Annotated in this window: 23 protein-coding genes and 1 tRNA gene; 9 read left to right on the top strand and 15 right to left on the bottom strand. The window is 57.8% G+C overall.

The window, feature by feature from the left end:
* Nucleotides 1–84 precede the first annotated feature (84 nt).
* A complete protein-coding gene (locus KP003_RS02810) occupies nucleotides 85–804 on the top strand; it encodes a hypothetical protein (protein WP_217300284.1) in 720 nt (239 codons plus the stop codon).
* Here KP003_RS02810 and KP003_RS02805 read toward each other — a convergent pair.
* Nucleotides 794–2,746: an ATP-binding protein gene (locus KP003_RS02805; RefSeq protein ID WP_217300283.1), complete on the bottom strand. Its 1,953-nt coding sequence runs from the start codon at nucleotides 2,744–2,746 to the stop codon at nucleotides 794–796. The genes KP003_RS02810 and KP003_RS02805 overlap by 11 nt on opposite strands.
* A gap of 25 nt (nucleotides 2,747–2,771) precedes the next feature.
* On the opposite strand from KP003_RS02805, the gene KP003_RS02800 reads away from it, so the two are divergent.
* Entirely contained in the window at nucleotides 2,772–3,131 is a 360-nt protein-coding gene (locus KP003_RS02800) for a hypothetical protein (protein WP_217300282.1), read from the top strand.
* Between the two features lie 114 nt (nucleotides 3,132–3,245).
* Here the strand turns inward: KP003_RS02800 and KP003_RS02795 are convergent, their stop codons facing one another.
* Entirely contained in the window at nucleotides 3,246–4,817 is a 1,572-nt protein-coding gene (locus tag KP003_RS02795; RefSeq protein ID WP_217300281.1) for a recombinase family protein, read from the bottom strand.
* A 386-nt stretch (nucleotides 4,818–5,203) separates the two neighbouring features.
* On the opposite strand from KP003_RS02795, the gene KP003_RS02790 reads away from it, so the two are divergent.
* Complete coding sequence (locus KP003_RS02790; protein ID WP_217300280.1) at nucleotides 5,204–5,872, top strand: response regulator transcription factor; 669 nt, start codon at nucleotides 5,204–5,206, stop codon at nucleotides 5,870–5,872.
* A gap of 73 nt (nucleotides 5,873–5,945) precedes the next feature.
* Nucleotides 5,946–6,464, top strand: coding sequence for a hypothetical protein (locus tag KP003_RS02785; protein WP_217300279.1), 519 nt, complete (start codon nucleotides 5,946–5,948; stop codon nucleotides 6,462–6,464).
* A 256-nt stretch (nucleotides 6,465–6,720) separates the two neighbouring features.
* On the opposite strand, the gene KP003_RS02780 is transcribed toward KP003_RS02785, so the two are convergent.
* Nucleotides 6,721–8,241, bottom strand: a complete 1,521-nt coding sequence (locus KP003_RS02780) for a DUF2779 domain-containing protein (protein ID WP_217300278.1) — start codon at nucleotides 8,239–8,241, stop codon at nucleotides 6,721–6,723.
* 48 nt (nucleotides 8,242–8,289) lie between these two features.
* Nucleotides 8,290–9,168, bottom strand: a complete 879-nt coding sequence (locus KP003_RS02775) for a hypothetical protein (RefSeq protein ID WP_217300277.1) — start codon at nucleotides 9,166–9,168, stop codon at nucleotides 8,290–8,292.
* A 191-nt stretch (nucleotides 9,169–9,359) separates the two neighbouring features.
* Here KP003_RS02775 and KP003_RS02770 point away from each other — a divergent pair, with 191 nt between their 5' ends.
* Nucleotides 9,360–10,382: a helix-turn-helix transcriptional regulator gene (locus tag KP003_RS02770; protein WP_217300276.1), complete on the top strand. Its 1,023-nt coding sequence runs from the start codon at nucleotides 9,360–9,362 to the stop codon at nucleotides 10,380–10,382.
* A gap of 71 nt (nucleotides 10,383–10,453) precedes the next feature.
* On the opposite strand, the gene KP003_RS02765 is transcribed toward KP003_RS02770, so the two are convergent.
* The 10 genes from KP003_RS02765 to miaB form a co-directional block, all read right to left on the bottom strand.
* Nucleotides 10,454–10,792 (bottom strand): hypothetical protein, encoded by a 339-nt coding sequence (locus KP003_RS02765; protein WP_217300275.1) that lies wholly within the window; start codon nucleotides 10,790–10,792, stop codon nucleotides 10,454–10,456.
* A 33-nt stretch (nucleotides 10,793–10,825) separates the two neighbouring features.
* Nucleotides 10,826–11,191, bottom strand: coding sequence for a hypothetical protein (locus KP003_RS02760; RefSeq protein ID WP_217300274.1), 366 nt, complete (start codon nucleotides 11,189–11,191; stop codon nucleotides 10,826–10,828).
* Nucleotides 11,192–11,811: 620 nt separating this feature from the next.
* Nucleotides 11,812–11,886: transfer RNA gene (locus KP003_RS02755), tRNA-Gly, on the bottom strand.
* Between the two features lie 99 nt (nucleotides 11,887–11,985).
* A complete protein-coding gene (gene flgM / locus KP003_RS02750; RefSeq protein ID WP_216790455.1) occupies nucleotides 11,986–12,276 on the bottom strand; it encodes a flagellar biosynthesis anti-sigma factor FlgM in 291 nt (96 codons plus the stop codon).
* Nucleotides 12,277–12,355: 79 nt separating this feature from the next.
* Nucleotides 12,356–13,024, bottom strand: a complete 669-nt coding sequence (locus KP003_RS02745) for an HAD family hydrolase (protein WP_217300273.1) — start codon at nucleotides 13,022–13,024, stop codon at nucleotides 12,356–12,358.
* 103 nt (nucleotides 13,025–13,127) lie between these two features.
* Nucleotides 13,128–14,678: a glutamine-hydrolyzing GMP synthase gene (gene guaA / locus KP003_RS02740; RefSeq protein WP_216497210.1), complete on the bottom strand. Its 1,551-nt coding sequence runs from the start codon at nucleotides 14,676–14,678 to the stop codon at nucleotides 13,128–13,130.
* 139 nt (nucleotides 14,679–14,817) lie between these two features.
* Complete coding sequence (gene guaB / locus KP003_RS02735) at nucleotides 14,818–16,287, bottom strand: IMP dehydrogenase (protein ID WP_217300272.1); 1,470 nt, start codon at nucleotides 16,285–16,287, stop codon at nucleotides 14,818–14,820.
* A gap of 368 nt (nucleotides 16,288–16,655) precedes the next feature.
* Nucleotides 16,656–17,726, bottom strand: a complete 1,071-nt coding sequence (locus KP003_RS02730) for a M42 family metallopeptidase (RefSeq protein WP_217300271.1) — start codon at nucleotides 17,724–17,726, stop codon at nucleotides 16,656–16,658.
* A gap of 196 nt (nucleotides 17,727–17,922) precedes the next feature.
* Nucleotides 17,923–18,456 carry a bifunctional nuclease family protein gene (locus tag KP003_RS02725; RefSeq protein WP_216497213.1) on the bottom strand — a complete coding sequence of 178 codons (534 nt, stop codon included), beginning with the start codon at nucleotides 18,454–18,456 and terminating at the stop codon, nucleotides 17,923–17,925.
* Nucleotides 18,449–19,774, bottom strand: coding sequence for a tRNA (N6-isopentenyl adenosine(37)-C2)-methylthiotransferase MiaB (miaB, locus tag KP003_RS02720; protein ID WP_217300270.1), 1,326 nt, complete (start codon nucleotides 19,772–19,774; stop codon nucleotides 18,449–18,451). Before miaB ends, KP003_RS02725 begins: the two co-directional genes overlap by 8 nt.
* Nucleotides 19,775–20,235: 461 nt before the next feature.
* Here miaB and KP003_RS21240 point away from each other — a divergent pair, with 461 nt between their 5' ends.
* The 4 genes from KP003_RS21240 (at nucleotide 20,236) to KP003_RS02695 (ending at nucleotide 25,895) form a co-directional block, all read left to right on the top strand.
* The gene (locus KP003_RS21240; protein WP_239027597.1) at nucleotides 20,236–22,218 is read left to right on the top strand and encodes a DUF3373 domain-containing protein; all 1,983 of its coding nucleotides are present in this window, start codon (nucleotides 20,236–20,238) and stop codon (nucleotides 22,216–22,218) included.
* An 81-nt stretch (nucleotides 22,219–22,299) separates the two neighbouring features.
* Nucleotides 22,300–22,629 (top strand): hypothetical protein, encoded by a 330-nt coding sequence (locus tag KP003_RS02705; protein ID WP_216497215.1) that lies wholly within the window; start codon nucleotides 22,300–22,302, stop codon nucleotides 22,627–22,629.
* A gap of 143 nt (nucleotides 22,630–22,772) precedes the next feature.
* Nucleotides 22,773–24,239, top strand: coding sequence for a tetrathionate reductase family octaheme c-type cytochrome (locus tag KP003_RS02700; RefSeq protein WP_216497216.1), 1,467 nt, complete (start codon nucleotides 22,773–22,775; stop codon nucleotides 24,237–24,239).
* 264 nt (nucleotides 24,240–24,503) lie between these two features.
* On the top strand, nucleotides 24,504–25,895 hold the full coding sequence (locus KP003_RS02695; RefSeq protein WP_216497217.1) for a cytochrome C: 1,392 nt from the start codon (nucleotides 24,504–24,506) through the stop codon (nucleotides 25,893–25,895).
* Nucleotides 25,896–26,003: 108 nt separating this feature from the next.
* On the opposite strand, the gene KP003_RS02690 is transcribed toward KP003_RS02695, so the two are convergent.
* Nucleotides 26,004–26,633, bottom strand: coding sequence for a class I SAM-dependent methyltransferase (locus KP003_RS02690; RefSeq protein ID WP_216497218.1), 630 nt, complete (start codon nucleotides 26,631–26,633; stop codon nucleotides 26,004–26,006).
* Between the last annotated feature and the right edge of the window lie 76 nt (nucleotides 26,634–26,709).

The raw sequence follows: 26,709 nt of genomic DNA, 5'->3' as shown, positions 1-26,709 counted from the left end.
TCACGCTACCCTTAAGATGCGTCAATTTCTGACGCCTTAATAGGATAAAGACCACCGTAGCCCCTACCTTTGGAGGACCTACTTATGGAGAAAGCATATCCTGAACGCCATCCTCGTGTCTCTTTTCCGATCATCGCCGCACCAGGCGATCTCGATTTGATGCCGGACCGAACCCAATTTCTGATAGACAGGCCTCTGCTGGCCCGCAAGTGGCGCTCCCTGGAGGAAGCCACCAATGCTTTCATCCCGCAGGGGTGTGGCATCACCCACACTCCGGTCTTCTCGCTGAACCCGCTCATAGGGAGCTTCGAGGGGGTATCCGTCCTCCCGTCCCTGGAGGTTACCGCTTCCTTTGTCGGAGGCCTGCTCGACGGGCACCTCAGGTTTCGTACCGTGATCGAAGGTAAAGAAGAGGATATGCTCAGCGCCCTCCAGGTTACCCCTACGATGGCAGGCTTTATCGAGGCAATCTACCTGACCTACCACCTGCGGACCAAATGCGCCTTCTGGCACGGACTTTACGGCCGTAACTACACCCTGCTGCCTAACTATTTCCTGCTGCGCCGTCTCCAAAGCCCTTCTTACGACCCGCAGAAGTTTGGGCTGCAACACTTCAAAGGGAGGGTAGACCGGCCGGTCGGAATCCGGGTAGCTAAGCGTCAAGGGAAGTATTATGTCAGCTGCATGGCAATCTACGCCTTCGGCAACATCGTGGACATGACCGTTCGGGTGGCCAATGAACGCATCACAGCGCTTTGCCCCCCCGAAACCATCTACAATTCCGGGGCTGGGGTTATGTACTGACACCACGCTGGCCCGCAAACCCTATCGGCCCAGCGGTACCGGCACGCTTCATCCTGGCGGCGAGTTCCTCCCTGGCCAGCAGAGTCAGAGTGCCAGCGTCGACGCTGGCGTCACCACGGTATGCTAGAAGCCTCACAGCGCGTTCAACCACCAAGCGAATCTCCCCTCCGGTCAATCCCAGATCCGCCAACTGGTCAAGATCGACATCGTGAGCTAGGCGGTCCAGCGGCAGGTGCTCCTTCCATAGGGCCATGCGTAGAGAGCGGTCCGGGGCGGGAAGTTCCAGCTTATAGGTGAACCGACGGCTAAAGGCTTCGTCCAATAGGTCGCGCCGGTTCGTGGTTGCCACGAGAATGCCAGTAAATCGCTCTAGCCCCTCCAGGAAAAGATTCTGCATGTTGTTGTTCATCCGGTCCACCGCGCTGGTACCGGCACCGCGGCCTCCCAAGAGCTGGTCGGCTTCGTTAAAGAGGAGGACCGGGGCGCGCCCAAACTCCCGCTGCAGCATGGAGTAGTCATCAAATATCCGGCGCACCTGCTGCTCGCTCTCCCCAACCCAACAGCTGAGCACACGGGAGGCATCCACCTTCAACAACGGGCGTTCCAAGCGGCTCGCCAGGTACTGAGCCGTCAGCGTCTTGCCTGTTCCCGGAGGCCCGTACAGGAGCAGCGTGCTGCCGGTCGGGGCGCCCCATTCGGTTGGCAGGGAGGCCTGCCACGCTTTCCTGACCTCCAGCCCTTTCGGCGATTCGCCGAACACAACCGACTGCAGGGCTTCCAATACTGGGCCCGGCAGATACAGAGCCTCTTGCCGTATCTTGGGCTCCTCCAAGTCGAAGAAGGTTCCCTGCTTTACGCGCCGCCTCAGGTTCTGCAGGTTTTTCTTTCCTGTGTGCCGGCCAAGAAGGGCCGTGGCCCCCGCCTGGGTCAACTGCACCGTTTCGCCAAAGGTCCCCTGCGTCGCCTCCACCAGCCGTTGGGTAAGCAAGGGGCTCTTCTCCCCGAACAGGTGTTTACGAACCCGCTGGCGGCACACCCTGCCGCGGGCAAACAGGCGTGCCACTTGATAAGTGTCATTGAAGTCGTAGCTTAGGTCCCCCTCCCTCTGCCCCAATAGCCCCATCAGGGTTAAGTGTTGTAATGGGCTCAGACGGAGTTTGGGTCCCGCTTTGGCTGCCGGGAGTTGGCAAGTGGAAACCTCAACTCTTTGAACGCATCGACGGTACCACCCGACTGGTTGATATGTCTCTAGGTTGACATCGGGATCGTTGATCACCAGATGCTCACTGTTTCCCCCATCGAACCCCTTGAGGTAGGAGAAGATGGCGTCCAGGTAGGCGTCATTAGAGGAGAACCCGGCGACCGTGGTTTCCCCATTGCCCATCTCCCGATGGAAGGTATCCCCGAAGTCAACGTTGGCTTGCAACCAACAAAAGGGAGGACTGTCGGTAAAGGAACCGCCAGTATTCCTGAGCCTCACCCAGCCCAATTCCTGCAATTCCTCCAACGCCTTGAGATAAACCACCGTGAGTTCCGGGTCGTAAACCAGCCTGTCTACGATCTCGTACCCCTCGACGTACGGGTCCTTAGCCACCTTCGCTTTGAAAAGATAGGCGAGTGCCCCGATGGCAGGGTAAGAGGCACGCTTGAGGCAGGCAGGCCGCCCACGGAGCGAGCCGATCACCCCCTTGAGCAGGGCAGTTTCGTCATCATAGGTGAGCATGAGCGCGCGCCTGCCCCTGCCAGACCTGGCACGCGCTCTGATTTCCCGCTGTTCATCGTCATGCTCTTCCTTGGCTTGCTGGTGACGAGTGGCTACACACATTAAATAGTTGCCGAGTTCCATGGGTTTCCCTCCTTCGCCTCCGGTGATGTTGTAGTCATGATTGTAGAGGCGGATCACGTCAAAAAATGACGCATATCCGCGGTACCTTCTATTCATCGATCACACTCACAGGAGGTACGACATGGCACGAACAGCGGATGAAATGGCGGACGTTTTGAAAGGTCTCTACAGGAAGGGGTTCGAAGGGGATTACAGGGCAGCGTTCCAGCTCACCTGGGATCAGTTGCGCGGGATGGCGGGGGCTGCCAAATTGGAGGTCGATTACCTGAATGAGGTGAACGAGGTCTTACTGGGGAAGGGATTCGCCCTGCTCACCTTCAACAACAGCTTTATCGTTGCTAAGGACGGAGACTTCGACAGTACCAGGCAGCTGCCAGCCCGCCTGGCCGAGCGCTACCGGGAAGAGGATGAGGACGAGGATGCTGACATCGATGTCCCCGACGATGATGAGGATGAAACCGATTTCGAGACCGAGGAATAGCCAACAGTTGTCCGGCGCCTACCCCGGATCGAGGGATAGGCGCCCTCTTCCCCCTCACACCCTGAGGTTGCAGATCGCTTTCGAGCCTTGAACTAACATACTGGTTTGGCCTAGTTATCTAGCGATTGCGTTGTCGGATATGTATTCATAATCAGAAACATATTTATCATATCCAATTGAAAGGCTTGGTCCCATCTTGAATTTAACGTTTATCAAATTGTGTGAAACAAGGATGGTATCGCACATTGATCTGAGTAACTTATTTATAAACTCACGATTTATGTAGTCTACAGAAACGTGTTCGGTGAAGTCGTGTATGTAGGCCTTCATTTGTTTAAGTGCTTGATCACTGTGTAGCGAATTTAAACGTACTAATTCCCTTTGGCAATTATCAATAGTGGTCTCAAGTGCTTGCAAGTCCATATTTAAGCTCATTGTGCTCTGATAACTTTCCAGCTCTAATCCATTTTTTAAGCTGCTAAGCAGTTTGTTTTGTCTGACTGTTGTGCGTCTAAGTTTTTCTTTAAGTTGTGAGACGCTAAGCCTGGTTTTATTTATCACCGGATTGATAAACGGGAATTCCAATATTGCCTTTGCGAATTCTGACATAAATACGGTTTCTAGCCGGCCATAAGGAATATTATTAGTGGTGCAACCTTGTTGGTATTGTGCATTGGTGCAGATGATATAATCCCAACGTGGACCCTTTTTGAGGTACATCATCCGCCCATTGCATTGAGGACATCTTCCAACCATTGAAAAGATATTTTTTAATGCTGCGGAGTCGCAGTATCTTGTTTTGTATTGGCGCCGCCTAGCTTGCACCTTTTCATAGAGTTCTTCGGATATAACGGGGGGGTAATAATTTTTGATGCCTTCAAGTGGAACCCGTTGACTCTTACCATTACCATGGCCCATTACATGTGGAGTCAAAGTACCAATTACTGCGGCATTTCCTAATATCCTACTGACGTAATGTTCTCGCCAGATCGATTTCTCGCCTTTCTTGAACGTCCAGGTGCGTACCTTGTCTTCGCGTAACATGCGTGCAATGGTCAAATACCCCTTCCCGCTCAGGTACTCGTTATATATCCTATTCACTATGGCAGCCCGCTCTGGTATGACATCAAACCGTTGAGTTTTTTTGTTATACTTTAACCAACCTGGACCTACTGTTGTCAATGTTTGTGTTGATGCATTATTTCGTTTATTTTCCCACATTGACTTAAGTCGTTTGGATTTCATTTCCGATTCTTCATTTGCTCTGATCAAAATAACAATCGCTTCAATTAATAAAAAAGGTGATTTGTTTACAGACTCAGCAGAATAAACTCTTCTATCAGCCAGTGTTACAATCGTTACGCCTTCTAATATTATCTGCGTAAAAATGTTCTGAGCTGGCAAAATGACATCTCGGCTTATTCTGTCCAGAGATTCGACTAAGAGGTAGCTACCACTTTCGACCTCCTTGCGTCTTATCGCTTCCATAAACTGGCCAAGTTTACCAATTTCTACATTTGCGCCTCTGAACGCTGATACGCCAAAATCACTGTAAGTTAGCTTGTCATCAAGTTCCAACCCATGCGTTGCTGCATATTCTTCAGCCTGCTGGGACTGCCTTCGTTTGCTGTCCCCTTTTGCCTGATCAGGAGTGCTAAACCTCATATAACTATAGGCTTTTGGCATAAGTGCCTCCGCGAGTGGGATACACAATGGGCAGGGTAAGGTTAGAGGCAGCAGGTTTTAGCTGATTTACCAGTATATCACGTCCGGAATATCCTGATTTTGCCGTAAATCGACCCTGAAATTTGGCCCCGTATCGGCGTCAAAAGTTGACGCCACGAGACAAGTACGAGACGTCCACCGCCTTGTCTGGGCCTACAGCCAGAACCGGGCTTCCGTATCAAAGTGCTGCTGCGCCAGCAAGACCACAGTCACCGACACCGTCAGGCGCGCGAACTCCGTATGGTCAGAAAAAAATGGCCTACAGGCATCATTAACATTGACAAATCTTCGCGCAGGGGTGTATGTTTTGCATTAATTTTATCAAATTGTACACCCAGGGAGGTAAGTTGAAAACATTACTTATCAGCGGAGATACAAAACTACAAAAAATTGCCGAAAACCACTTTGCTGAGGTCCATCATGTGAAGGACAAGGAAGCGGGGATCAGGGCAATCGAAAAATGTAAATTTGACATGGTACTATTGGACTTGGCCGTATCGAGGCAATCCTGCTTGGACCTCATGAACATCATACGGGGCCATGACCAGTTTTTACCGATCATGGCGTTAACAGAAGATGACTCGGTTCAAGAAATAATCAATATTCTTAATTCAGGAGCCGACAATTGCTTATCGAGACCGTTTGAGCCTAAGGTTTTAGTGGCTAAAATAAAGGCAATGTTGCGCAGGGCTCAAACAGTAAGAGGGGCTGAGTTGGTGTATGGTCCTATTCGTATCGATCCTGTCAAACACAAAGCATGGCGTGACAATAAAGAAATTGAACTAACTCAAATAGAATACAAATTATTACTATTTTTTGTTGAAAATTCAGAAAACATTGTCTCTAGAGCTCATATATCGAGCAGTGTTTGGGAACATGAACTAGATAGTTTTACAAACATTATCGATGTTTATGTTAATTATTTAAGAAAAAAAATTGATAAAGGCGCGGATAAAAAATTAATACATACCTTAAGGGGTGTCGGATATATTTTTAGTTTGAGTGAACCACAATAACACCTAAGGGTTATAGATTTGGACGCACTTGATAATACCGTAATATAAGTTTTAAGCTATTTCGGAGGGGGTATTGGAAACAACAGAGAAAGTGGTTGAGGCTTACGTCCGGTACGTCAAGGGCTGGGCAACGATACCGAATATAAAATGCCCAGGCCAGTACGAAATAGATATCCTCGCGATCGATCCCAAAAGCTGCGGTAAGTACCATATCGAATGCGGGATTTCTCTCCCAGGCCCCTTTGCCAAGCTAACCGCCAAGCCATACGACAAAGAGCTAATAAAGGTCAAGCGCTACCAAGCCGCCCAACGGAGGACCTTGGGGTACTTTGCTCAGAGGAAATTTAACTCCCCTGGAGTTGTTGAGACCCTTGCTGGCTACGGGTTTGAACCTGGAGAGTATCAGAAGATAATCGTTAGTTGGGGGTGGGCATCTGTTGTTGAAGATGAAGCCACCGCCGAGGGGATTGAGCTGTGGCACTTTGCTGACATTTTGATGGAAATCGCAGAAACCTTGAAGAAGACCAAGGTCTATTTCACTGATGACACGCTCCGAACTCTGCAGCTTTTCTCGATTGCGAAAAACGGATAGGGTTAGAACAGGCACCTCTTAGGGCTGCTTATGGGCAGTCTGTAGGAACTCTTTTGGTCGACAAACACTCTGTCCGTTTGGCTTTGCCTGCCCGGACAGCCATGCTTGGATTTGTTCTCGTCCTGGCAGTCAAAGGGACCATAGCCGAGGAACCTGATAACCTCAGGCATGGATCGCAGCTCTGGCTCCCCCCACCGGCCCTCCAATTGTGACTGCGGCCCCCCTTGAGCCGGGTGGCAAGTTTCCCCTGGCCGGGTCAGGAGGCAAGCTGGTATAGCTTTTCGAGAATCCGCACCATGGCAAGGGTGTCGAGCTTGCAGTATTCCAGGAGGGCTCCCCGAACTGCTGCAAGCTCCTCCGGTTTGTCCTTTACAGCACACATCTCATGGTATGCCTCCATGGCCGCCCCGCCATTGGCTATCTTCAGCCCCGAATAGGATAGTTCGGGGACCAGCGCGGGAAGCACGTTCTTGATGGAATACCCTCCCTTCATTTCCCACTTGTAGCAAGCCCGTGTATTGAATGGAACCATCAGGTCCCGCATGTTCGCAACAATCCTGTTCACCCTCGCCCGATGCCCCTTGTAACGCCCAGCCAGATCCTTCAGCACCCGATTTTCGAAAGCACTATTGTAAGCCAAGACGCAGGAGCCGTCGGGAATGGCCGCCAGGAGACTTTTCAGTAGCGCTTTGCGTGGGTCCTCGCCAGGCACGGCCAGAAACTCGACATGGTGGATCTTTCCTCCCCTCCTCTTCTGGTAGTGCAGCGAATACTGGAAAGGGATCTGCTGGTACGGACTAGTGCCGTCAAAGGGAGGAACCGCACTTATGAAGGTTTCGAAGTCGAGGAAGTACAACGGGTAGCTGAGCTGATTGAGAAACGCCCTGATCGCCTTCCTGTCGACGTGATCCTCTTGGCGCAGAGTTGCCTGCACCTGCTGTTTTTGCTTTCCTTGGAGCAGGTCGAGCGGGATGTCGGCCTGGCTAACAATCCCCTGGTAGTACAGCGCGAACTGGTCCACCCCCCTCCCCCGCAAGTCAAACACAGAATCTTCGGGGATGTGACCCCAGCAGTGCCCCTGGAAGTCGCACTCGTACGGCTCGAAGCAGTGGGGGCCGATATCTATTGATGGCACCTTTTTCTGAGCGAGGGCAGCCCGCATCTTCTGGGTAGAGTTCCGGACCTCCGCCTGCAGGCCCTTCACTTCCTTGGTGACGTTCTGGCAAGTCAAAAGGCTTCCCAGGTCGACATCTCCCTCGCGCACGTACTCGGTATTGACATGAACAACATAGGCCTTGCCGAGGGGGACACCCGCGCCGGCCAGAACGAAGTACTGGAGCGCCGAGTCCAGGAGATAAACGTCTTTGACGGAAGTTCCGGCCTTGGCCTCGTAGAGCTCCCACCCCTTTACCCTCTTGCGCAGCAGGTCAACCTTGACGAAAATGCCGTCGTGCTGAAAGGCTGCCTCATAGATGACCTTCGCCCCCCCCTCCATCGCCTCTTTGGTGCGCCGGAGCTGGTCCTCCAGCGGCACCCTCTCCCCGTCCTCCTCGAAGGGGATCAGAACCCCACCGGGAAACAGGTCGCGGGCCAGTTCGCCGATCATGTTGCCACCGGCAAACCTCGCTGTGGTCTCGGGGGACTCCTCATCCTTCAACTCAGGCTTGAACTTCTGCAGCCACAGAGACTTATGACACTGACAGCCTCTGACAAAAAGAGTCTTGCTAAGAGCCGCCGTGTGCGATCCCCTCTGCCCTGCTTCTTTCTTCTTTGCCATTTCCTCTCCCCTTCCCCCGCCACCGGCCCCTGTTGCTCACGATAAACCTTAAAGCGCCGCTCTGCTCCCCAATTCTTCCTCAATCCACTCCTGCATAACCATGTAGGGGTCTTGGTCGTCCATAAAAGAATTCATGCTCGCTACGATGAGAAGCTCCCTCAGTTGTTCGACGGTTAACCCGCGCTTGAGGTGGATGTAGTAAAAAAGCGTGCTCCGGAACCGGGGCAGTTCATGCAAGAGTCCCTCGAACCCTTTCAAGTCATACCATAGAAGCGCCGCTTCCCGCTGGAGCCAGAGGTCATCCCCTGCAAAGGATGGAACTCCGAAAGGGCTGCTTTCCGCAATTAATCGGAGCAGGGGGGCTTCTGCAGGAAACCTGCTGACAAGCAGGAGACTGAAGTTCAATGCCCTGAGCAAAACGTCAAAGCGATCGTGTTCCGACCTGGTTATATCCTCGATGGGGTCCAGGACTCCCGTCTTCTCAAACCGATCGTGGAGGTCGTTTTTTTCCAGGGCGTTTCCCAGCAGCCACCAATTTCTATAATGCTCCAGCAGGGTGCGGCAGGCTGGCAGCAAGGAAGGCTTCTGCAACTGCCGCGCCTGCCCGGCATCAAGGTAGGTTTCGGGAAGGTACAGGAACTCAAAGCATTCCCATCCTGTCCCCCGCGCATCCTGGAGATACCGCACCCGTATGCGTTCGCTACAGACCGCTTGAACAATACTCCTTACCTGCTTTCGACGCAGCAGTTCCTGGTACAAGGGAGAGTCACCCCCCTCGCACACCAGAATCTCCTGAAGACGCATCACTCCATACTCGGGCGGGCATTCGGCAAACAGGTCGATCCCTTTCCGCCTGGCGCTGTGCGTAACCTTCAGGAGGCCTTGCGAGAAGTCGCTCACCTCTCGCAGATAGAACATTCTGCCCAATGAATCCCCGCCGACTCTGGCAGGATAACGACCGTTCCTAGACTTTGCTAGGATTTCCAGGGGAAGGTTTTCAAGACACCAACCACACATAGCACCTCCAGAAAGTATATCAATTGTGTGGTATTGTTTCTCATGGTTGCGTCAGTTCCTGACGCAACCTGTATTTAAGGTGTCGTCGCATAGGAGGCGTTATGAAGACGATGTACCGCCGCATGCAGATACTCAGTATGATCCCCCGCAGCGGCACCATAACAACCCAGCAGATCGAAGAGAGGCTGGGCGCCCGAGGGGTGGAAGGGATCTCCCGGCGGATGATTCAGAGAGACCTGGAGGCAATCCATAGTTCGGGATACTTCCCCATCCGATACGAGGAGGATGGACAGACTTATTACTGGAGCTGGGTCGATGGGGCCCAGATTTTGAGGGTTGGCGCCATGGAGCCGCACACGGCGCTCACCTACTGCCTCGTGAATAAGCGCATGCCCAACATCCTCCCGAGCTCCTCCCACAGGTATCTGGACCCGTACTTCAGAAGTGCCCAGGCGCTGCTGGACGACCAGTCCGAACTTCCCGTCTCCCGCTGGCGCGCGAAGGTTAGGACCATTCCTCGAAGCCTGCAGATGACGCCGCCGAAGATGGACGACCAGGTAACGGATACGGTTTACGAGGCGGTGCTTCGGGAACGGCGGCTATCGCTCCGGTACCGCCCCAGAGGGGAGAGCGCCGCAAAAGAGTACCCATGGGTGAACCCGCTGGCGCTGGTATTCGTCGACAGCCTGGTCTACTTGGTGGCCACCATCAAGGGTTACGGCAATCCGGTCCAGTTTCTGCTGCACCGAATCGAGAGCGCCGCTTCGCGGGATGAGCCAGCCCTGATACCTGAGGGGTTCTCACTGCAGGCGTACATCGAAAGCGGCGAGTTCAGCTACCCGGTCGGCGACACCATCATCAGCCTCAAGGCGCTGTTTGAGCGCGGCGCGGCCGCGTACCTCTACGACACCCCGTTGCCGGGGACCAGGCGCCTGGAAGGATTCGATGCAAAGCGGGTACTGCTGGAGGCGGAGGTGCTTGATAGCCTTCAGTTGCGGTGGTGGCTCAGGGGGTTCGGGGAGGACGTGGAAGTGCTGGAGCCTGCGGAGTTACGGTCGGAGTTTCAAAAGGCGGCGGCTTCCATGAGCCGAAGGTACAAAGGCAAAGTTGCCGCGCTTGAATGATCACGACCTGATTCGCCTAGCTGACCAGAAATGCCTTTTCCCGGTAGGGAGTTACTGAACAACCGCCCGATTTACCGGACCAGGCTCAATTTGCCGTCGTTGCCACGAGTGCCGGGCTTCGAATCCTCCCGATACCGGTATCGCTCGACCAAGTGCGCCTCCAAGTAATCCCACAGGTAGAGATCTCTGTCACGCACTACCACGATACTGTTTTCCAGCGGGAGAAGAGCAAAGCCATCGCGTGACAACATTTCTTTGACCTCCTCCAGATAACGATCGCTGATTCTAGCCACTCCTGAAATTCCTCGTAGCTGAGCCCAGGTCAGACGAAACGGGTTCAGACACGCACATTCGAAGTCTCGATAAAGTTCCTTCAGGATATCTGCTGTTTCACCACCCGTTCTAGCCACTTTTCACCTCGTTTCCGGAGCAGTCACCATGATTTATCGTGTCTCCAAAAGGGCGCATCTAGCACTAATTTCGGCCCTTGGCGGAGAACAAAATTGCAATTCCGCCGTACTTTCTTTTGTCCACTGCTCAGGGTGAGCAAGTTCCTTGCTGAGCCACCTGATGATGTTTATCCGGGAATCGCTGGTCATTTCCTCGGGGTAGAGTCTAGCCTCCTCAAGCAGCAGGTTCTTGCAGCTAACCGCCAGGTCACCACCTAGCGCCAGATGGTGCTTTCCCTCCAGGAAGGTATCCGCATCGTAGAGTATGGAGAGCCCAGAAAGGTCAAGGCCGGCAGTCGCCGAGGCAAATACCTTGCTAGGGGCCGGGGAGCATTCTGCTGCCACGGCTTCAGCCAGCAACGGTCTTCCTAACAACTTCCGGTAACCGAGCGAGGGAAAGCCTTCTCGGAGCAGAATCTCCAACGTTCCGAGCAGGACGTTGTGAGTGGAAACCATGGAGTAGGAAGGAACCTTTCTTCGTGCCAGTGATCTCCTTAATCTGTCGAAGGCAGTCCAGAGCTTCGCGCAGGTAGCAGTTGCACTCCCAAGGGCCCCACGATGGCCTTAGCCGTATGAATCCTAGGATGTCACTGCTCAAGATTTCTACCGAATAGCGCTCGATACAGTATCCGCACATCCGCTCCCCCCCCCCGCGCTGTTCCGACCGTTTCCTCACCCAAGATGCTCCCCTCTCCTGCGGTGAAGGACCGTTATCTTCTTCCGGCTGCAATGTCGTGAGGATAAATGAGGAGTGCGTCAAAATCTGACGCAAGTTTCGGTGGCGATATCCGGGTGGGGTGACGTCATTGCTCTTCAAAGCTAATTTTCACGCGAGACCTAGTGCGGACTGAAAAAGGCGAGTTACGGTACAATTGGGAACGTTTGAGATCGGAGGAGGGCGTTTAGAACAATTTTAGAACAATCGACGGTTTGAACATCAAAAAAGGGCTAGCCAAAACTGGCTAACCCTTTGATTTCTTTGGAGCGGGAAACGGGATTCGAACCCGCGACCTTCAGCTTGGGAAGCTGACACTCTACCACTGAGTTATTCCCGCTTGGTGGAAGAAAACTTTTACCGCATTTGGCGGAAGCTGTCAATGGTTTTGTTGGCTTATGTCACCGCGCGCCTCCTCGTTGCGCGGTAGCTGGCGCTCTTACTTCACGACGAGCTTGGAAAGCATCTTCTCTGCGAGATCTTTGCTGGAAACTTCGTACTGTCCGCTGCTGATCTGCGTACGCAACTCCTCGACCCGGTCCACCCGGATGTCGTCCCGCCTCTGCTTGGAGGAGGGCACCACGGGCATATAGCTGGACAGCTCGACTTTGTCGGCGGCTGTCTGCTGCTTGGCTGCTTCCGCTTGCGCCTCGCCCGTTTCGGGTTTGTCGTTGCGCACGACTGCAAGATGGGAAACGGCCGGGTTGGAATTGAGGTCTTCTACTTTCATCTGATATCGCCCCCAGTAGGTCAGGTAGGTTTAGGTTTACTTCCGTTTCGACACCCTCATCAAAAACTTTAGTCTTTTTTCATTGCTCCCCTTTTTTTGTCTGCGCGAAGGACAGCGCAAGCAGTGAAGGGAAGTCGCAGACCCGGTAGTGGGCCTGTTCGAGCTCGCTGGCATCGCCGTAACCGTAGCTGCAGCCGACGGTCCAGACTCCCGCCCCGCCCCCGGCGGCGATGTCGTTGACGCTGTCGCCAACCATGATGCATTCCTTCGCCGCGACGCCGAACTCGTTCAGCACGGCGAGCACTGGCTCCGGGGATGGCTTTCGGTACGGGAAGGAATCGGCGCCGAAGATGTCGGTGAAATGCCGCTCCAGCCCAAGTCTCCCCAGCACTTCGCGGCACAGGGCCACGTTCTTGTTGGAAAGGACGACCATCGGGATCCCCAGCAAGGAGAGCTCCTGCAGGGTCTCGGGAACACCGGGATAGGGGCGGGTTTTGTCGGCTATGTGGGCCAGGTTGTAGGCCAAGAAGACTTCCAGCGCCCGCTCCACCTCGGGCTCCCCTGCACCGGGAAGCGCCCGCTCCACCAGGGAGCGCGCCCCCTGCCCCACCAGCTTGCGCACGTCGCTTACGCCGATGCGCGGCAGCCCGTGCTGCTCGCGGATCAGGTTGGTGGCGTCGGTCAGGTCGGGCAGGGAATCGATCAGCGTGCCGTCAAGGTCAAAGATGAGCAGCCGGATGGGACCCATTATCACTCTCCAGATACGAAAGAACCGCGGCAACCGGCTTGCGCGCCGATCACCGCGGTGTGTTGTGCAAAAAACGAACCTTGCAGGGTCCAGGGGTGGGGGGTTATTCCCACTCGATGGTTGCGGGGGGCTTCTGGCTGATGTCGTACACCACGCGGTTCACACCCTTCACTTCGTTGATGATTCGCGAGGATATGCTACCCAAAAGCTCGTAGGGGAGCTTGACCCAGTCGGCGGTCATGCCGTCCAGGGAATTCACCGCACGAAGCGCCACGGTCCACTCGTAGGTGCGGGCATCACCCATGACGCCGACGGTCTTCACCGGCAGCAGCACGGCAAATGACTGCCAGATGTCGCGATATAACCCTGCCTTGCGGATTTCCTCGATGACGATGGCGTCGGCCTCGCGCAGGATGTCGAGCTTCTCCACGGAGAGTTCGCCGATGCAACGGATGGCGAGACCCGGCCCCGGGAAGGGCTGGCGGTACACCACTTCGTCGGGCATGCCGAGTTCCTTGCCCAGGAGCCGCACCTCGTCCTTGAAGAGCTCGCGCACCGGCTCGAGGAGCTTCAGGTTCATCTTCTCCGGGAGACCGCCCACGTTGTGGTGGCTCTTGATCACGGCGGAGGGGCCCTTGGTGGAGACGGACTCGATCACGTCGGGGTAGAGGGTCCCCTGCGCCAGGTAGTCGACCTGGCCCAGCTTCTTGGCCTCCTCCTCGAAGAGATAGATGAACTCGTTGCCGATGATCTTGCGCTTCTGCTCGGGGTCGGAGACGCCGTCCAGCATGCCGAGGAAGCGGTCGGTGGCGTCGACGTAGTCGAGGTTGATCTTGAAGTGCTTGGTGAAGAGGTTCACCACCTTCTCGGCCTCGCCCTTGCGGAGCAGGCCGTTGTTCACGAAGACGCACTGGAGCTGGTCGCCGATCGCCTTGTGGATCAGGACGGCGACGACGGAGGAGTCGACCCCGCCGGAGAGGGCGCACAGGACCTTGCCGGTGCCGACCTTCCTGCGGATATCCTCGATCTCGGTCTCGATGAAGTTGGCCATGGTCCAGGTCGGCTTGGAGCCGCAGACGTTGAACAGGAAGTTGCCGATCATCTCGTCGCCGCGCGGGGTGTGCACCACCTCGGGGTGGAACTGCACGCCGAAGAAGTTGCGCTTCTCGTCCTTCATGGCGGCGACCGGGCAGCCGGTGGTGTGGGCCATCAGCTTGAAACCGGCCGGCATCTGCTCGATGCGGTCACCGTGGGACATCCAGACTTCGGCGCCCCCCTCGAAGCCGGCGAAGATCTCGCTCTCGCCGTCCAGCACCAGGGTGGCGCGGCCGAACTCGCGCTTGTCGCAGCGCTCCACGCGTCCGCCAAGCTGCTGGGTCATGAGCTGCATGCCGTAGCAGATGCCCAGGATGGGGATGCCGAGGTCGTAGATACCGAGGTCGGAGTGCGGGGCGTCCTTGTCGTAGACGCTCGAGGGGCCGCCGGAGAGGATGATCCCCTTCGGGGCGAAGGCCTTGATCTTCTCGAGCGCCATGTTGTAGGGGTGGATTTCGCAGTACACGCTCTGCTCTCTCACCCGGCGCGCGATGAGCTGGGTCACCTGGGAGCCGAAATCGAGGATCAGCACCTTTTCGGAGTGGATATCTACGGTCATTGTCTTGGTTCCTTATCTATTGAGAGTCAAAGGCTGTAACGCAAAGGCGCAAAGTCGCAAAGCCGCGAAGTTCGGCGAGAGGCGAAGAAAGATCCTTGCGTCCCGGCGCCCCCGCGGCTTTGCGTTATAGGTGTTGCCGTTACTTCTCCACCCGGTAGTTCGGGGCTTCTTTGGTGATCATGACGTCGTGGACGTGGGATTCCTTGAGCCCCGCGCCGGTGATCCTGACGAAGCGGCCGTTTTGCTGCAGGTCGACGATGGTGCGGCTGCCGGTGTAGCCCATGCCGGCCCTCAGGCCACCCATCAGCTGGTGCACGTTGGCGGAGAGCGGTCCCCTGAGCGGCACCATCCCCTCGATCCCTTCCGGAACCAGCTTCACGTCGGCGTCCACGTCGCTTTGGAAGTAGCGGTCCTTGCTCCCTTCCTTCATGGCGCCGATGGACCCCATGCCGCGGTAGCTCTTGTAGGCGCGCCCCTGGTACAGGATGGTGTCGCCCGGGGACTCCTCGGTGCCGGCGAACAGCGAGCCGATCATGATGACGTCGGCGCCGGCCGCGACGGCCTTGGTGAGGTCGCCGGAGTACTTGATGCCGCCGTCGGCGATGAGCGGGATGTTGTGCTTCTTGGCGACCTTGGAGCACTCGGCGATGGCGGTGATCTGCGGCACGCCGATGCCGGCGACCACGCGGGTGGTGCAGATGGAACCCGGTCCGATGCCGACCTTGATGGCGTCGACGCCGGCCTTTATGAGGGCCTCGGCGGCCTCGGCGGTGGCGATGTTGCCGGCCACGAGCTCAAGGGCCGGGTAGGTTCTCTTGATGCGGGCGATGGCGTCGATGACACCCTGGGAGTGGCCGTGGGCGGTGTCGATGACCACCACGTCAACGCCGGCCTTCATGAGCGCCTCGATGCGGGCGTCGACGTCCGGGGTGGGGCCGACGGCCGCGCCGACCCTCAGGCGCCCGAGGGAGTCCTTGCAGGCGTTGGGGTACTTCTTGATCTTCTCGATGTCCTTGATGGTGATGAGACCCTTGAGGTTCTTCTCCTCGTCCACCACCAGGAGCTTCTCGACCCTGGTGTGCTTCAGATGCTCCTTGGCCTGCTCCAGGGTGGTCCCCACCGGAACGGTGACCAGGTTCCTCTTGGTCATGCGGTCGGAGATGGGGAGGTCGAGGTCGGTCTCAAAACGGAGGTCCCTGTTGGTCAGAATGCCGACCAGCTTCCCGTTGGCCTTGGTGATCGGCACCCCGGAGATGCGGTACTTGGCCATCATCTCCAGCGCTTCCCTGATGCGCTGGTTCGGGCGCATGGTGATCGGATCGACGATCATCCCGGACTCGCTCTTCTTCACCTTGTCCACTTCCATCGCCTGCTCGGCAATGGTGAGGTTCTTGTGGATGAAGCCGATCCCCCCTTCACGCGCCATGCAGATAGCGGCCCTCGACTCGGTGACCGTGTCCATGGCGGCACTCACCAGCGGGATGTTCAGCTGTATGTTGTTGGTCAGTCGGGTGGTCAGATCGGTGTCGCGGGGAAGGATGAGTGAGTGGGCTGGGAGAAGCAGGACGTCGTCAAACGTAAGACCTTCGGGAAGGCTGCTTTCTAACATTAGGGAAACTCCTTTTGTTGTTTCGAGGCAGGTTTTAACCGGAAAACTTATTACAAGGGGAAGGGCAAGTCAACTAAAATAAGGCTAATGACAGATAAAAAACCGTAGCGGTTTCCCATCCTTAGCGTCTACACAACTAGCGCTCATGGGGCGGGCCTCTTTCCTCCGGCCGCGACCATCTCCTGAGAGGCTGCCCCTCACCCCTACCCCTCTCCCACCTCCGGGCGAACCCCTACGGTGGGCGGCTCCCCGGAGGGCGAGGGGGCACCGCCTGCCCTGCCCCCTTCCCTGTCCCGGAGTCCCCCCTCCCGGCCTTCCCCCTTAAGGGGGAGGAGCAACCGCTAGGGAGGAGAGGAGCCTGTTAAGGACTACATCGGGATGAACGCTTCCTTGCTCCCCATCCGGCCGAGGGAGGCGACGATCAGCTCGACGGCGTTGTCCAGGTCGGAGAGGGACATGGTCTCAACCGGGGTGTGCATGTAGCGCAGCGGCAGCTTGACCAGGGCGGTCGCCACGCCGCCGCGGGAGATCTGCATCACGTTGGCGTCGGTGCCGGTTGCGCGGGCGATGCCGGTGTACTGCACCGCGATGTTGTTGCTGCTCGCCGTGTCGGAGAGGAGGTCGAAGAGCACCGGGTTGATGTTGGCGCCGCGCGGCAGGATCGGCCCCTTGCCGAGCCCCACCTCGCCGTTGTGCTTTTTGTCCACGTCCGGCTGGTCGGTGGCGAAGTCGACCTCGACGCAGATGCCGACGTCCGGGTTCACCGAGTAGGAGCTGGTGGTCCCTCCCCTGAGCCCCACCTCTTCCTGGACCGAGGAGACCCCGTAGACGTCGACCGGAAGCCTGGCCGGCAGCTCGGAAACCCGCCTCAGCACCTCGGCCACCACGAAGCTTCCCGCCTTGTCGTCCAGGCCGCGCGAGCTGACCCGGTCGCCGAAGAGGCACTCGAGGTTGCTTGCGAAGGTGATGGGATCCCCCACGCGCACCCACTCCTGCGCCTCCTTCTTGTTGGCGGCGCCGATGTCGATGTACTGGGCGTCCAGCTTGATGACCGTGTCGCGCTCCTTGGGCTCGATCAGGTGGATCGGGCGCTTGCCGATCACGCCGTTTATGCTGCCGCGGGAGGTGTGCACGTGCACCCGCATCCCCGGGGTGATGTGCGGGTCGACGCCGCCGATGGCGGAGAAGTAGATGAAACCGTTGTCGTCCAGGTAGCGCACCTGGAGGCCGATCTCGTCGGAGTGCCCGACCACCATGACGCGGGGGCGGTTCTTCCCTTCCCCCTGGATCATCCCGAAGACGTTGCCCATGACGTCGGTGGCCACCTGGCAGAAGGGTTCTATATAGGAGCGGAATACCCGCTGGGCCGGCTGCTCGTACCCCGAGGGGCTGGGCGCGGCCAGAAGCTTTTGCAGAAATTCAAAGGATGCGTCGCGCATGTGAAACCTCGTAAGATCAGGTTGAGATAAAGAATGAGATTAAGATTAAGATTGAGATTAAGAAGGCGCTGGGCCTGCTCTCACACTACGCCCAACTCCCACTTTTTTCAATTGCTTGCCTTGCCCACCGGGATACCAGATGCTCCGGCTCCCGCCTTCTTAATCTTTGCCTTAATCTTTATCTCGGCGTGGCGTGCTACATCGGGTACTTGCCCATGGCGGCGGGGTCCATGTGGTCGAGGAAGTCGACGAAGCGGCGGGCGTTGTTCTCCTGGGCGAACCCTTCGTCGTTCATGTCGAGGCTGGAGGCGCGGGTGAGCACCTCGTCGTTTACCCGCACCGGCATATGATACTTGAGCGAGAGGAGCATCGCCTCGGCTACGTGGACTTCCAGCCGGAGCTCTTCCCCTTCCCTGGGCTCAAGCCGCACCGAGGCGGTGAACACGCCGTCGCGCAGGCTCTCGACGTAGATCCCGGAGACGGTCATGTCCAGCCGCTCGACGAGTGTGGTGAACACGTCCTTGCGGCTGTTGCGAACGCTCATCTCGCGCCCGACGAACTGGGCGGCGAAGGAAACCGACTCAGAGGTGTTGATCCATACCGGGACCGCGTGCTTTTCTTCGGCGTCCTTCAGTATGATCACCGGCATCTGGGCGATGGCATCCAGGGCGAAGCCGAAAACCTTCATCTCAACGTACATGTGTGCCTCGTCCCTCCCGTTGTCAGACATGCAGGATCTCCCCCTTGAGCAGTGTCTGCACCCCCTCCGTGATCCTCACCCGCACCAGGCGCCCGGCCAGGGCAGGATCCCCGTCCATGACGGTGCCGCGATTGCCGCCGGTCCTGCCAAAGAGCGAATCGCCGGAACTGCTCGGGCCTTCCACCAGCACCTGTTGCACGCTTCCCACGAAACTCTCATTCCGGGCCAGGGTGATCTTCTTTTGGGCGGCCTGCAAGCGCTCCAGGCGCGCCTGCTTCTCGGCCCGCTTCACCTCGTCCGGGAACTCGGCCGCCTTGGTGCCGGGGCGGGCCGAATAGATGAAGGAGAAGAGGTCGGCATACTGCACCTCCTCGATCAGTTCCATGGTCGCCTCGAACGAGGCCGCGTCCTCGCCGGGGAAGCCGACGATCATGTCGCCGGTGAACTGGATCTCGGGGCAGGCTTCCCTGAGCGCGCGCACCTTGGCGAGGTAGTCGGCACGGGTGTAGCCGCGGTTCATCTTCTCGAGCACGGCATCGCTCCCCGACTGGGCCGGGAGGTGGATGTGCGGTGCCAGCTTGGGGATCTCGGCAAAGCAGGCGATCAGCCTCGGCGAGATGTCCTTGGGATGGGAGGTGGTGAAGCGCAGCCTCTCGATCCCCTCGACCTGCGCCACCATGCGCAGGAGGTCCGCGAAGTCGGGCGCGCCGGCCTCCTTGAACCCGTATGAGTTCACGTTCTGCCCAAGGAGAGTCACCTCGGTGACGCCGGCTGCGGCCAAGGCGGCAACCTCCTCGACGACCTTCGCCGCATTCCTGCTGATCTCGCGGCCGCGCACGTGCGGGACGATGCAGTAGGCGCAGAAGTTATCGCACCCCTGCATGACCGTGACGAACCGGGAGACGCCACCTTCGCTTTCGGCGTGCGGGAACAGGTCGAAACGCTTTTCGTCGTCCAGGAAATCGGTTGCGACGCTCTGCTTCCCCTGCTCGGCGCCGGAGACCATCTTCTGCAGCAGGTGCAGGTTGTGGGTGCCGAACACGAGGTTCACGAAGGGGGCCTTCTGCAGGAGCCGCTCCCCTTCCTGCTGCGCGACGCAGCCGCCGACTCCGATGATCAGTGCCGGCTTTTTCTTCTTCATCGACTTGAACCTGCCCAGGTGACCGTAGACCCGCTGCTCGGCGGTCGCCCGGATGCTGCAGGTGTTCAAAAGGACCAGGTCCGCTTCCACCGGATCGGCGGTCTGCTGGTACCCTATCCCCTTCATCAGTGCCACTATCTTCTTGGAATCGCTCACGTTCATCTGGCAGCCGAACGTTTCCAGGTAAAGCTTTTTCGACATATTCACGTCTGTATCCTGATGGTTAAATGGTTGAATAGTACGAAAATTGGTCGCTCCCAGTCAACACCTATTAGCTGCACGCCCCGCTTGCCGGCCCCCAACCGGCCGAGCAGACATTAGCGGCGATAAATCATTGACCTAACGATATATGCAATAAAAAATATATTGACATATGACGCCTCGAAGATCTATAAGACTCATTAGTTTGCCGCCCCTAGGGGGCGACTTCACATTTCTGCCACGACATATCACCTCCCCAAAGCTAAATGCCGTTAATGGTTAAGACATATCGGTTCGATTATAAATCTCCAAACTAACACATTTACCCTAAATCTACCGGTGAATGCGCCGATTAGAGCAGTAACCGCCAGTATTTAATGAGTTGCACCGGCACGCCGACGTGCCACTGAAATAATCTTCGACCGAAGGTTGGTGTAAAAACCAGCGAAACAAAAAAGGAGAAGTGAATGAGAAAACTGGAGAAACTGTTGATCGGCGCAGCCGTTTGTGCCCTGGCTGCCCCCGTCGTGGCGCAGGCCGACGACCAAGACATGCAGAAGAAAATTGACGACCTGACCAAGAAGGTGCAGAAGCTCGAGGAGCAGCAGAAAGGCTCCGACCAGAAGAAGATCGAGGACCTGACCCGCAAGGTCGACAAGATCGAAGAGAAGTCGCTGGGCAAGTGGCTCACCATCGGCGGTGACTACCGCTTCAGGGTCGACTCCCTCAGGGGCGACGTCGCGGCCCACTCCGACGCCATCGGCACCATGAACAACCTGGTCGGCGCTTTCGTGGTCGGCCCAAACGCGGTCGCGGGGCTGACCGTCGGTGACAACGCCACCATCGCCAACCCCTCCGGCACCGCCTTCATGTTCCAGGGCAAGGCAGGCTCCCTCTTCACCCCCGCCCAGTTCGACACCATCCTCAACAAGTACATGCCCTCCGCGATGTACAACGCCTTCATCGGGCAGATCATGCCGGCTCTTGGTGGGATGACCCCCACCGACGTCAACAACTACCTGGCCGCCAACCGCCTCACCGCGCAGCAGCAGGGGATCCTCGCCACCCTGACCCAGAAGGGGATCATGGACAAGGTGATGGGCATGATGACCCCGGCCAACCAGGCAGCCTTCGCTTCCCTGCCGCCGGCTTACCAGCAGGCCGCCCTGGTCATGGCCATGCAGGGCTTCCTCGGCGCCGGCAGCGGCAACCTGGCTACCTCCCCGTCCTACAAGGCCAAGAACGACCTCCTTTACACCAACCGTCTCGGCATCGACCTGCACGCCAAGGCCACCAAGGACGTGACCGTGAACGTCCGCCTGGTCGCCTACAAGACCTTCGGCTCGCAGGATGACTCCGCGATCACCAACAGCGGCAACACCCCGTTCTTCGCCGACCGCGTCGGCGCCTTCGACGGCACCCTCGGCCACGTCCCCTCCTCGAGCCTTCTGGACGTGGACCGCGCCTACGCCACCTGGAGCAACATCGGCGACCAGCCGGTCTGGTTCTCCGTCGGCCGCCGCCCCTCCACCAACGGCGCACCGAGCAACCTGCGCCTGAACAACGAGCGCCCGGGCAACGGTGGCACCCCCGCGCTCCTGGTCGACTACGCCTTCGACGGCATGACCCTCGGCTGGGCCCCGGACATCGACGCGCTCCCCGGCGCGTACGCGAAAGTCTGCTACGGCCGCGGTTTCGAGAGCGGCTTCGAGACCCCGAGCAACAGCCTGCATGACACCGACATGCTCGGTGTCGCCCTCATCCCGATCGACACCGACCCGCTGCGCGTCTGGCTGCAGTGGAACCGCGGCTTCCAGATCTTCGACTTCCCGGTCATGTCCAACACCGCCTTCGGCAACACCGCCCCGGCTACCTCGCTGGGCGACATCGACTGGTACGGCGCCGGCTTCATGAGCACCCTGAAGAACATCGGCCCGGGCAAACTGAACTTCTTCGCCGACGCCGGCCTGAGCGTCACCCACCCGAACAACAACGTCTCCAACAACGCAGGGTTCCAGGGGCTGCTGACCGGCTCCTTCTTCAACCAGGAAGCCCCCTCCGACAAGACCGGCTGGGCCGCCTACGCGGGTGCACGTTACGACTTCGAGCCGACCAAGACCAAGTTCGGCGTCGAGTACAACCACGGCTCCAAGAACTGGATCACCTTCGCACCGGCGGCCGACGACATGTGGACCTCCAAGCTGGGAACCCGCGGCGACGTCTACGAGGCCTACCTGATCCAGGAGCTCAACCTGAAACCGATCTCCTCGCACCTGTCCAAGGCCTTCTTCAAGATCGGCTACCAGTACTACGACTTCGCTTACACCGGCAGCAACAACTGGGTTGGCGCACCGCAGAAGATCTCCGACATCAAGTCGACCGATCTGCTGCTGCTCCAGCCGCTTAAGAGCGCGCAGGACGTCTACGCGACCTTCGAAGTCAAGTTCTAAAACCCGTATCGCAGACGCGGTACATGGAAAAGCCGGGGTGGCAGCCGAGGCTGCCACCCCACCCCCAAAAGGAGAAAGAAGATGAAAAAAGCAGTTTCGGTAATGGTCCTGGTAGCAGTGGCAGCGCTCACCATCTTCTGCTTCGGCAGCATCGCCAGCGCAGGAGAAGAGGTCAAGATGGTGGGTGTGATCACCAAGATCGAGATCGCCGGCAAGGACGCCAAAACGGCCACCGCCACGCTGAAGGACAACAAGACCGAGCAGCTCGTGGTGATCACGGTGGAGGACGACCTGACCCTGGACAAGTTCAAGGACCACAGGATCGTCGAGGGCGACGAGATCCGCTGCAAGTACGAGGTGATCGACGGCAAGAACGTCTCCAAACTGTTTAGGAAGACCGCCGGCTGTTAAGCCGGGACGGTTCCTCGTAGACGGCGCTGTAGTTCCAGGAATTGCAGCGCTTCTTTTTGCCCATTCACATATTGTTTTCATTATATATGAAGGCATGGATATAGTTGCACGCGGCGCGAGCCGATTCACTACTGGGAGGTTGTATGAGAGGGATGCTGGGAATTTTGGCGGGGGTCGCGATGTTGGCGGCTGCTGCCCAGGGGATGGCGGCAGTCGACCATTCCGAGTTCGTCAAGGGGCCGTTTAAAAGCGGCGGCGAGGTAACCAAGGTCTGTCTGGAGTGCCACGATCAGCAGGCGGCCGACTTCATGAAGACCACCCACTGGACCTGGGCCGGCACCCCGAACATGGTCAAAGGCATGGAGAAGAGCACCAAGAAGTACGGCAAATCCAACATGATCAACTCCTTCTGCACCTCGATCCAGGGGGGCAAGGAAGGGGTGGTGCACGAGTCCTGCGGCAAATGCCACGCAGGCTACGGCTGGACCCGCACCAATTTCGACTTCACCGACAAGACCAAGGTCGACTGCCTCATCTGCCACGCCCAGAAGGGGAACTACACCAGGGCTGCGGTTGGCTGTGACATCGACAACAAGAGCATCGAAAAGAAGAGCATGGACCTCAACGTCGCCGCCCAGAGCGTCGGGCTCCCCACCAGGAAGAACTGCGGTGCCTGCCACTTCTACGGCGGCGGAGGCGATGCCGTCAAAAACGCTGGGCTCGACTCCACCCTGGAGAAGACCAAGAAGTCCCAGGACGTCCACATGGGGAGCAAGGAAAGCGGCGGCCAGGACATGAGCTGCCAGAGCTGCCACGTCACCAAGAACCATAGGATCGGCGGCGCCTCGAGCATGATGGCTCACTACGACACCCGCGTGAACTGCGAGCAGTGCCACTCCGGCGCCAAGGCTCCACACCAGAAGGCCAAAAACGGCGCGCTCATCAACAAGCACCTCGCCACCGTCGCCTGCCAGACCTGCCACATCCCCTTCTTCGCCAAGGGGCAGGCCACCAAGATGGCATGGAAGTGGTCCGATGTGGGCAAGAACATCACCGCCGAGGAGCAGTTCGACAAGGAGACCTACGCCAAGCACAAGGGGACCTTCGTCTGGGGCATGAACGTGAAGCCGGTCTATGCCTGGAGCAACGGCATGGTCGAGCGCTACATGGTCGGCGACAAGGTGAAGGATCCCTCCAAGCCGGTGGTGATGATGCGCCCGGTAGGCGACATCAAGGACCAGAAGGCCAAGATCTACCCGTACAAGCTCTACAAGGGCGACCAGCCTATGGACGCCAAATTCAAGAACCTGATCATCTTCCAGCAGTACAAATCCCTGTGGGTCGACTACGACTGGGATAAGGCGTGCCGCCTGGGCGCCGAAGGGTGCGGCCTTCCCTACAGCGGCAAGTACCAGTTCGTGAACACGGTGGCCTATATCGCGGCGCAGCACGAGGTGTCACCCAAGGAAGAGGCGCTGCAGTGCGGCGAGTGCCACATGGGCGGCAACCGCCTCGACTGGAAGGCGCTCGGCTACAAGGGGGACCCGATGCAAAAAGGGGGCAGGTCTTCCAAGGCGGCACAAAAGGTAGCCAAGGTTACCAAGAAATAAGACGGCGGCATCAAAGAAGGGGCGAATCATTTCGCCCCTTTTCCCGTTAGAGGCGGCTGCAAAGGATGTTACGATTCTCCACGAACGAAGCCTGCTACTGGCATTGGCAGCTCGCGACCATGCGCTCATTGCCACAGCATCCGCCGGAAAATACTACTTCATGTCGACTCGACATACCTCGGTTAGACACTAAACTATTGTGACGGTCTGCCGATAACAATGAAAGTACAAGGAACAGCTACCACAGAGAACAGGAGGGCTTCGATGAGCAAGAAAAGCGTTACAGCGGCAGTGCTCGGTCTTGCCTTGGCGGCTACGACTGCCTTGGCTGCAGGCGTGCATCCCGGCAAGGAGTCTATCGAGAAAAGCGGCTACAAGGGGCCTGAAACCTGCGAGGAGTGCCACCCCGGCAGCGCCAAGGGGTTCCTGGACACCGTGCACTGGAAGCATGCCTCCAAGGTGACCAACGTGGAGGGGTTAAATCCCAAGGAAGAGTACGGGATGAAGAACCGCATCTACGTCATGTGCAACGGCAACGACATCGTCAACAACCTGAAGGAGATCCCGAAGAGCCCGGTGACCGGCAAGAGCAAGTTCTCCGGCTGTAACACCTGCCACCCCGGCAACCATCTCTCCGACGTCGGCAGCACCGGCGCCGCGGCCGAGGCGGCGGTGGACTGCCTGGTCTGCCATTCCACCGATTACGATTTCCGGCAGAGAAAACCCTTCAAGAACGAGAAGGGGGAGGTGGTCATGGGGCAGGACCGCAGCGCCAAGGCCGCCCTCGCCATCGGCAAGCCGACCGTCAAGAACTGCATGGTATGCCATGAGGCGGCCGGCGGCGGCGTCATCGTCAAGCGCGGGTTCACCTTCACCAAGGACACCGATGCCCACGCCGCCAAAGGGATGGTCTGCGTCGACTGCCACAAGGCGAAGAACCACAAGATGCCGACCGGTCACGACCCCAACAACTGGGCCAACGACGGCCTGTTCGTCTCCTGCTCCGACACCTCCTGCCACGGGGTGAAGCCGCACAAGGACGCCGACCTCAACCGTCACTGTGCCAAGATCGCCTGCCAGACCTGCCACATCCCGCGCACCGGCGGCGCCTTCGCCAAGGACTTCACGGTTTGGGAGCAGACGCCTGACAAGTTCTACGAGCCGACCACGCTGAAGAAAGAGGCCAACGAGACCACCCCTGTTTACGCGTGGTACAACGGCACGGTGAAGAACACGCCCCACTTCATCGGCCCGAAAGGGAGCAAGAAGGACGGCAAGAGCAAGATCACGCCGTTCAAGATCTTCCAGGGCAAGGCCTACTACAACAAGCAGACCGGCGAGCTCCTCTCCATGGATTTCGCCCAGCCGATGTCCGACGGCGACACCCGCGCCGGCGTCCTCTCCGCGGCGAAGACACTGGGCCTCAAAAACCCGGAGAAGATCGCCAAGGAGGCGGTGCCCGGATGGCAGACCATCTATTTCGGCAGCAACCACCTTGTCACCAAGACCAAGGCGCTCTACTGCGCCAACTGCCACGCCCCCAACGGCGTCCTCAACTTCAAGGATTTGGGATACAGCGACAAGGAGATCCTGAAATTGACCTCTCCGGAACTCTTCATGGAGAAATTGGCACAGAAGCAGAAGGAAGACTGGTAGCTGGAGCCACTGTTCGCACAGATAGCATAAGGATATTGCACGCACAAAAGCCCCCCTCGAACGAGGGGGGCTTTCTTTTTGAGGCGCTTCAGAAAGCGGTGTGCCCGGTTACTTGTGACCGCAGCAGAGCAGGACGGGATAGCTGCGGATGGCGCCGTCCGCACCTTTTTTATCGACGGCGGCTGCGGTGACCACGCTCACGTCGACCAGGGCGTTTCGGGCGAATTCACCGGAGAGAAACTCGCCGGAAAAGCCGTGGTGCAGGACCCCGGTGGGGTCGTCGTGGAAGCGGCCGTCCTCGGTAGCCAGGTCGGCAAGCGCCAACCAGCCGCCGGGCTTCAAGGCCATGGACAACGAAGCGATCAGGGAGGGGACGTCCTGGACGTGGTGCAGGGTCATGCTGCTCACGATGAGGTCAAAGCTCCCTTCCAGACCATGTTTCTCGAGATCGAGCAACATGGTGGAGACGTTGTCGAGACCTTGCGCCTGGATCTTCTTGTCGAGAACGTCGAGCATCCCCCGGGAGCTGTCGGCACCTGTGATGCGGCCAATGAAAGGGTGCAGCCCGAGGGTAACCAGACCGCTGCCACAACCGTAGTCCAGGACCTCCATGGCCCGGGTCAGAGGAAGTACCTTCCGAAGCGCTGCCACGACATCCTGCGCCAGCTTCAGACGGCGCGGTTCCTGGTCCCATTGCTCGGCTACGGCATCAAAATCACGCCTGTTCTTCGTTTGCATATTTATCCTCCGGGTGTGAAGGGGGACGCCCCTGGTGGTAAGGCAGCATAATATTCAAGAAGTCGAATGTCAAGCC

It is taken from the genome of Geomonas diazotrophica (assembly GCF_019063885.1).
GTDB classification, from domain to species: Bacteria; Desulfobacterota; Desulfuromonadia; order Geobacterales; family Geobacteraceae; genus Geomonas; species Geomonas diazotrophica.
Note: the sequence above shows the minus strand (reverse complement) of the source record. Positions and strands in the feature narration are given on the sequence as shown.

Excerpts from the sequence above, each read along its gene's own strand:
- KP003_RS02780 (WP_217300278.1), bottom strand. The coding sequence starts at position 8,241 with ATGGCAAAGAAGAAAGAAGCAGGGCAGAGGGGATCGCACACGGCGGCT.
- KP003_RS02725 (WP_216497213.1), bottom strand. The coding sequence starts at position 18,456 with ATGTCTGACAACGGGAGGGACGAGGCACACATGTACGTTGAGATGAAG.
- KP003_RS02705 (WP_216497215.1), top strand. The coding sequence starts at position 22,300 with ATGAAAAAAGCAGTTTCGGTAATGGTCCTGGTAGCAGTGGCAGCGCTC.
- KP003_RS02730 (WP_217300271.1), bottom strand. The coding sequence starts at position 17,726 with ATGCGCGACGCATCCTTTGAATTTCTGCAAAAGCTTCTGGCCGCGCCC.
- guaB (WP_217300272.1), bottom strand. The coding sequence starts at position 16,287 with ATGTTAGAAAGCAGCCTTCCCGAAGGTCTTACGTTTGACGACGTCCTG.
- KP003_RS02795 (WP_217300281.1), bottom strand. The coding sequence starts at position 4,817 with ATGCCAAAAGCCTATAGTTATATGAGGTTTAGCACTCCTGATCAGGCA.
- guaA (WP_216497210.1), bottom strand. The coding sequence starts at position 14,678 with ATGACCGTAGATATCCACTCCGAAAAGGTGCTGATCCTCGATTTCGGC.
- flgM (WP_216790455.1), bottom strand. The coding sequence starts at position 12,276 with ATGAAAGTAGAAGACCTCAATTCCAACCCGGCCGTTTCCCATCTTGCA.
- KP003_RS02745 (WP_217300273.1), bottom strand. The coding sequence starts at position 13,024 with ATGGGTCCCATCCGGCTGCTCATCTTTGACCTTGACGGCACGCTGATC.
- KP003_RS02695 (WP_216497217.1), top strand. The coding sequence starts at position 24,504 with ATGAGCAAGAAAAGCGTTACAGCGGCAGTGCTCGGTCTTGCCTTGGCG.
- KP003_RS02810 (WP_217300284.1), top strand. The coding sequence starts at position 85 with ATGGAGAAAGCATATCCTGAACGCCATCCTCGTGTCTCTTTTCCGATC.
- KP003_RS02800 (WP_217300282.1), top strand. The coding sequence starts at position 2,772 with ATGGCACGAACAGCGGATGAAATGGCGGACGTTTTGAAAGGTCTCTAC.
- KP003_RS02690 (WP_216497218.1), bottom strand. The coding sequence starts at position 26,633 with ATGCAAACGAAGAACAGGCGTGATTTTGATGCCGTAGCCGAGCAATGG.
- KP003_RS02700 (WP_216497216.1), top strand. The coding sequence starts at position 22,773 with ATGAGAGGGATGCTGGGAATTTTGGCGGGGGTCGCGATGTTGGCGGCT.
- KP003_RS02770 (WP_217300276.1), top strand. The coding sequence starts at position 9,360 with ATGAAGACGATGTACCGCCGCATGCAGATACTCAGTATGATCCCCCGC.
- KP003_RS02805 (WP_217300283.1), bottom strand. The coding sequence starts at position 2,746 with ATGAATAGAAGGTACCGCGGATATGCGTCATTTTTTGACGTGATCCGC.
- KP003_RS21240 (WP_239027597.1), top strand. The coding sequence starts at position 20,236 with ATGAGAAAACTGGAGAAACTGTTGATCGGCGCAGCCGTTTGTGCCCTG.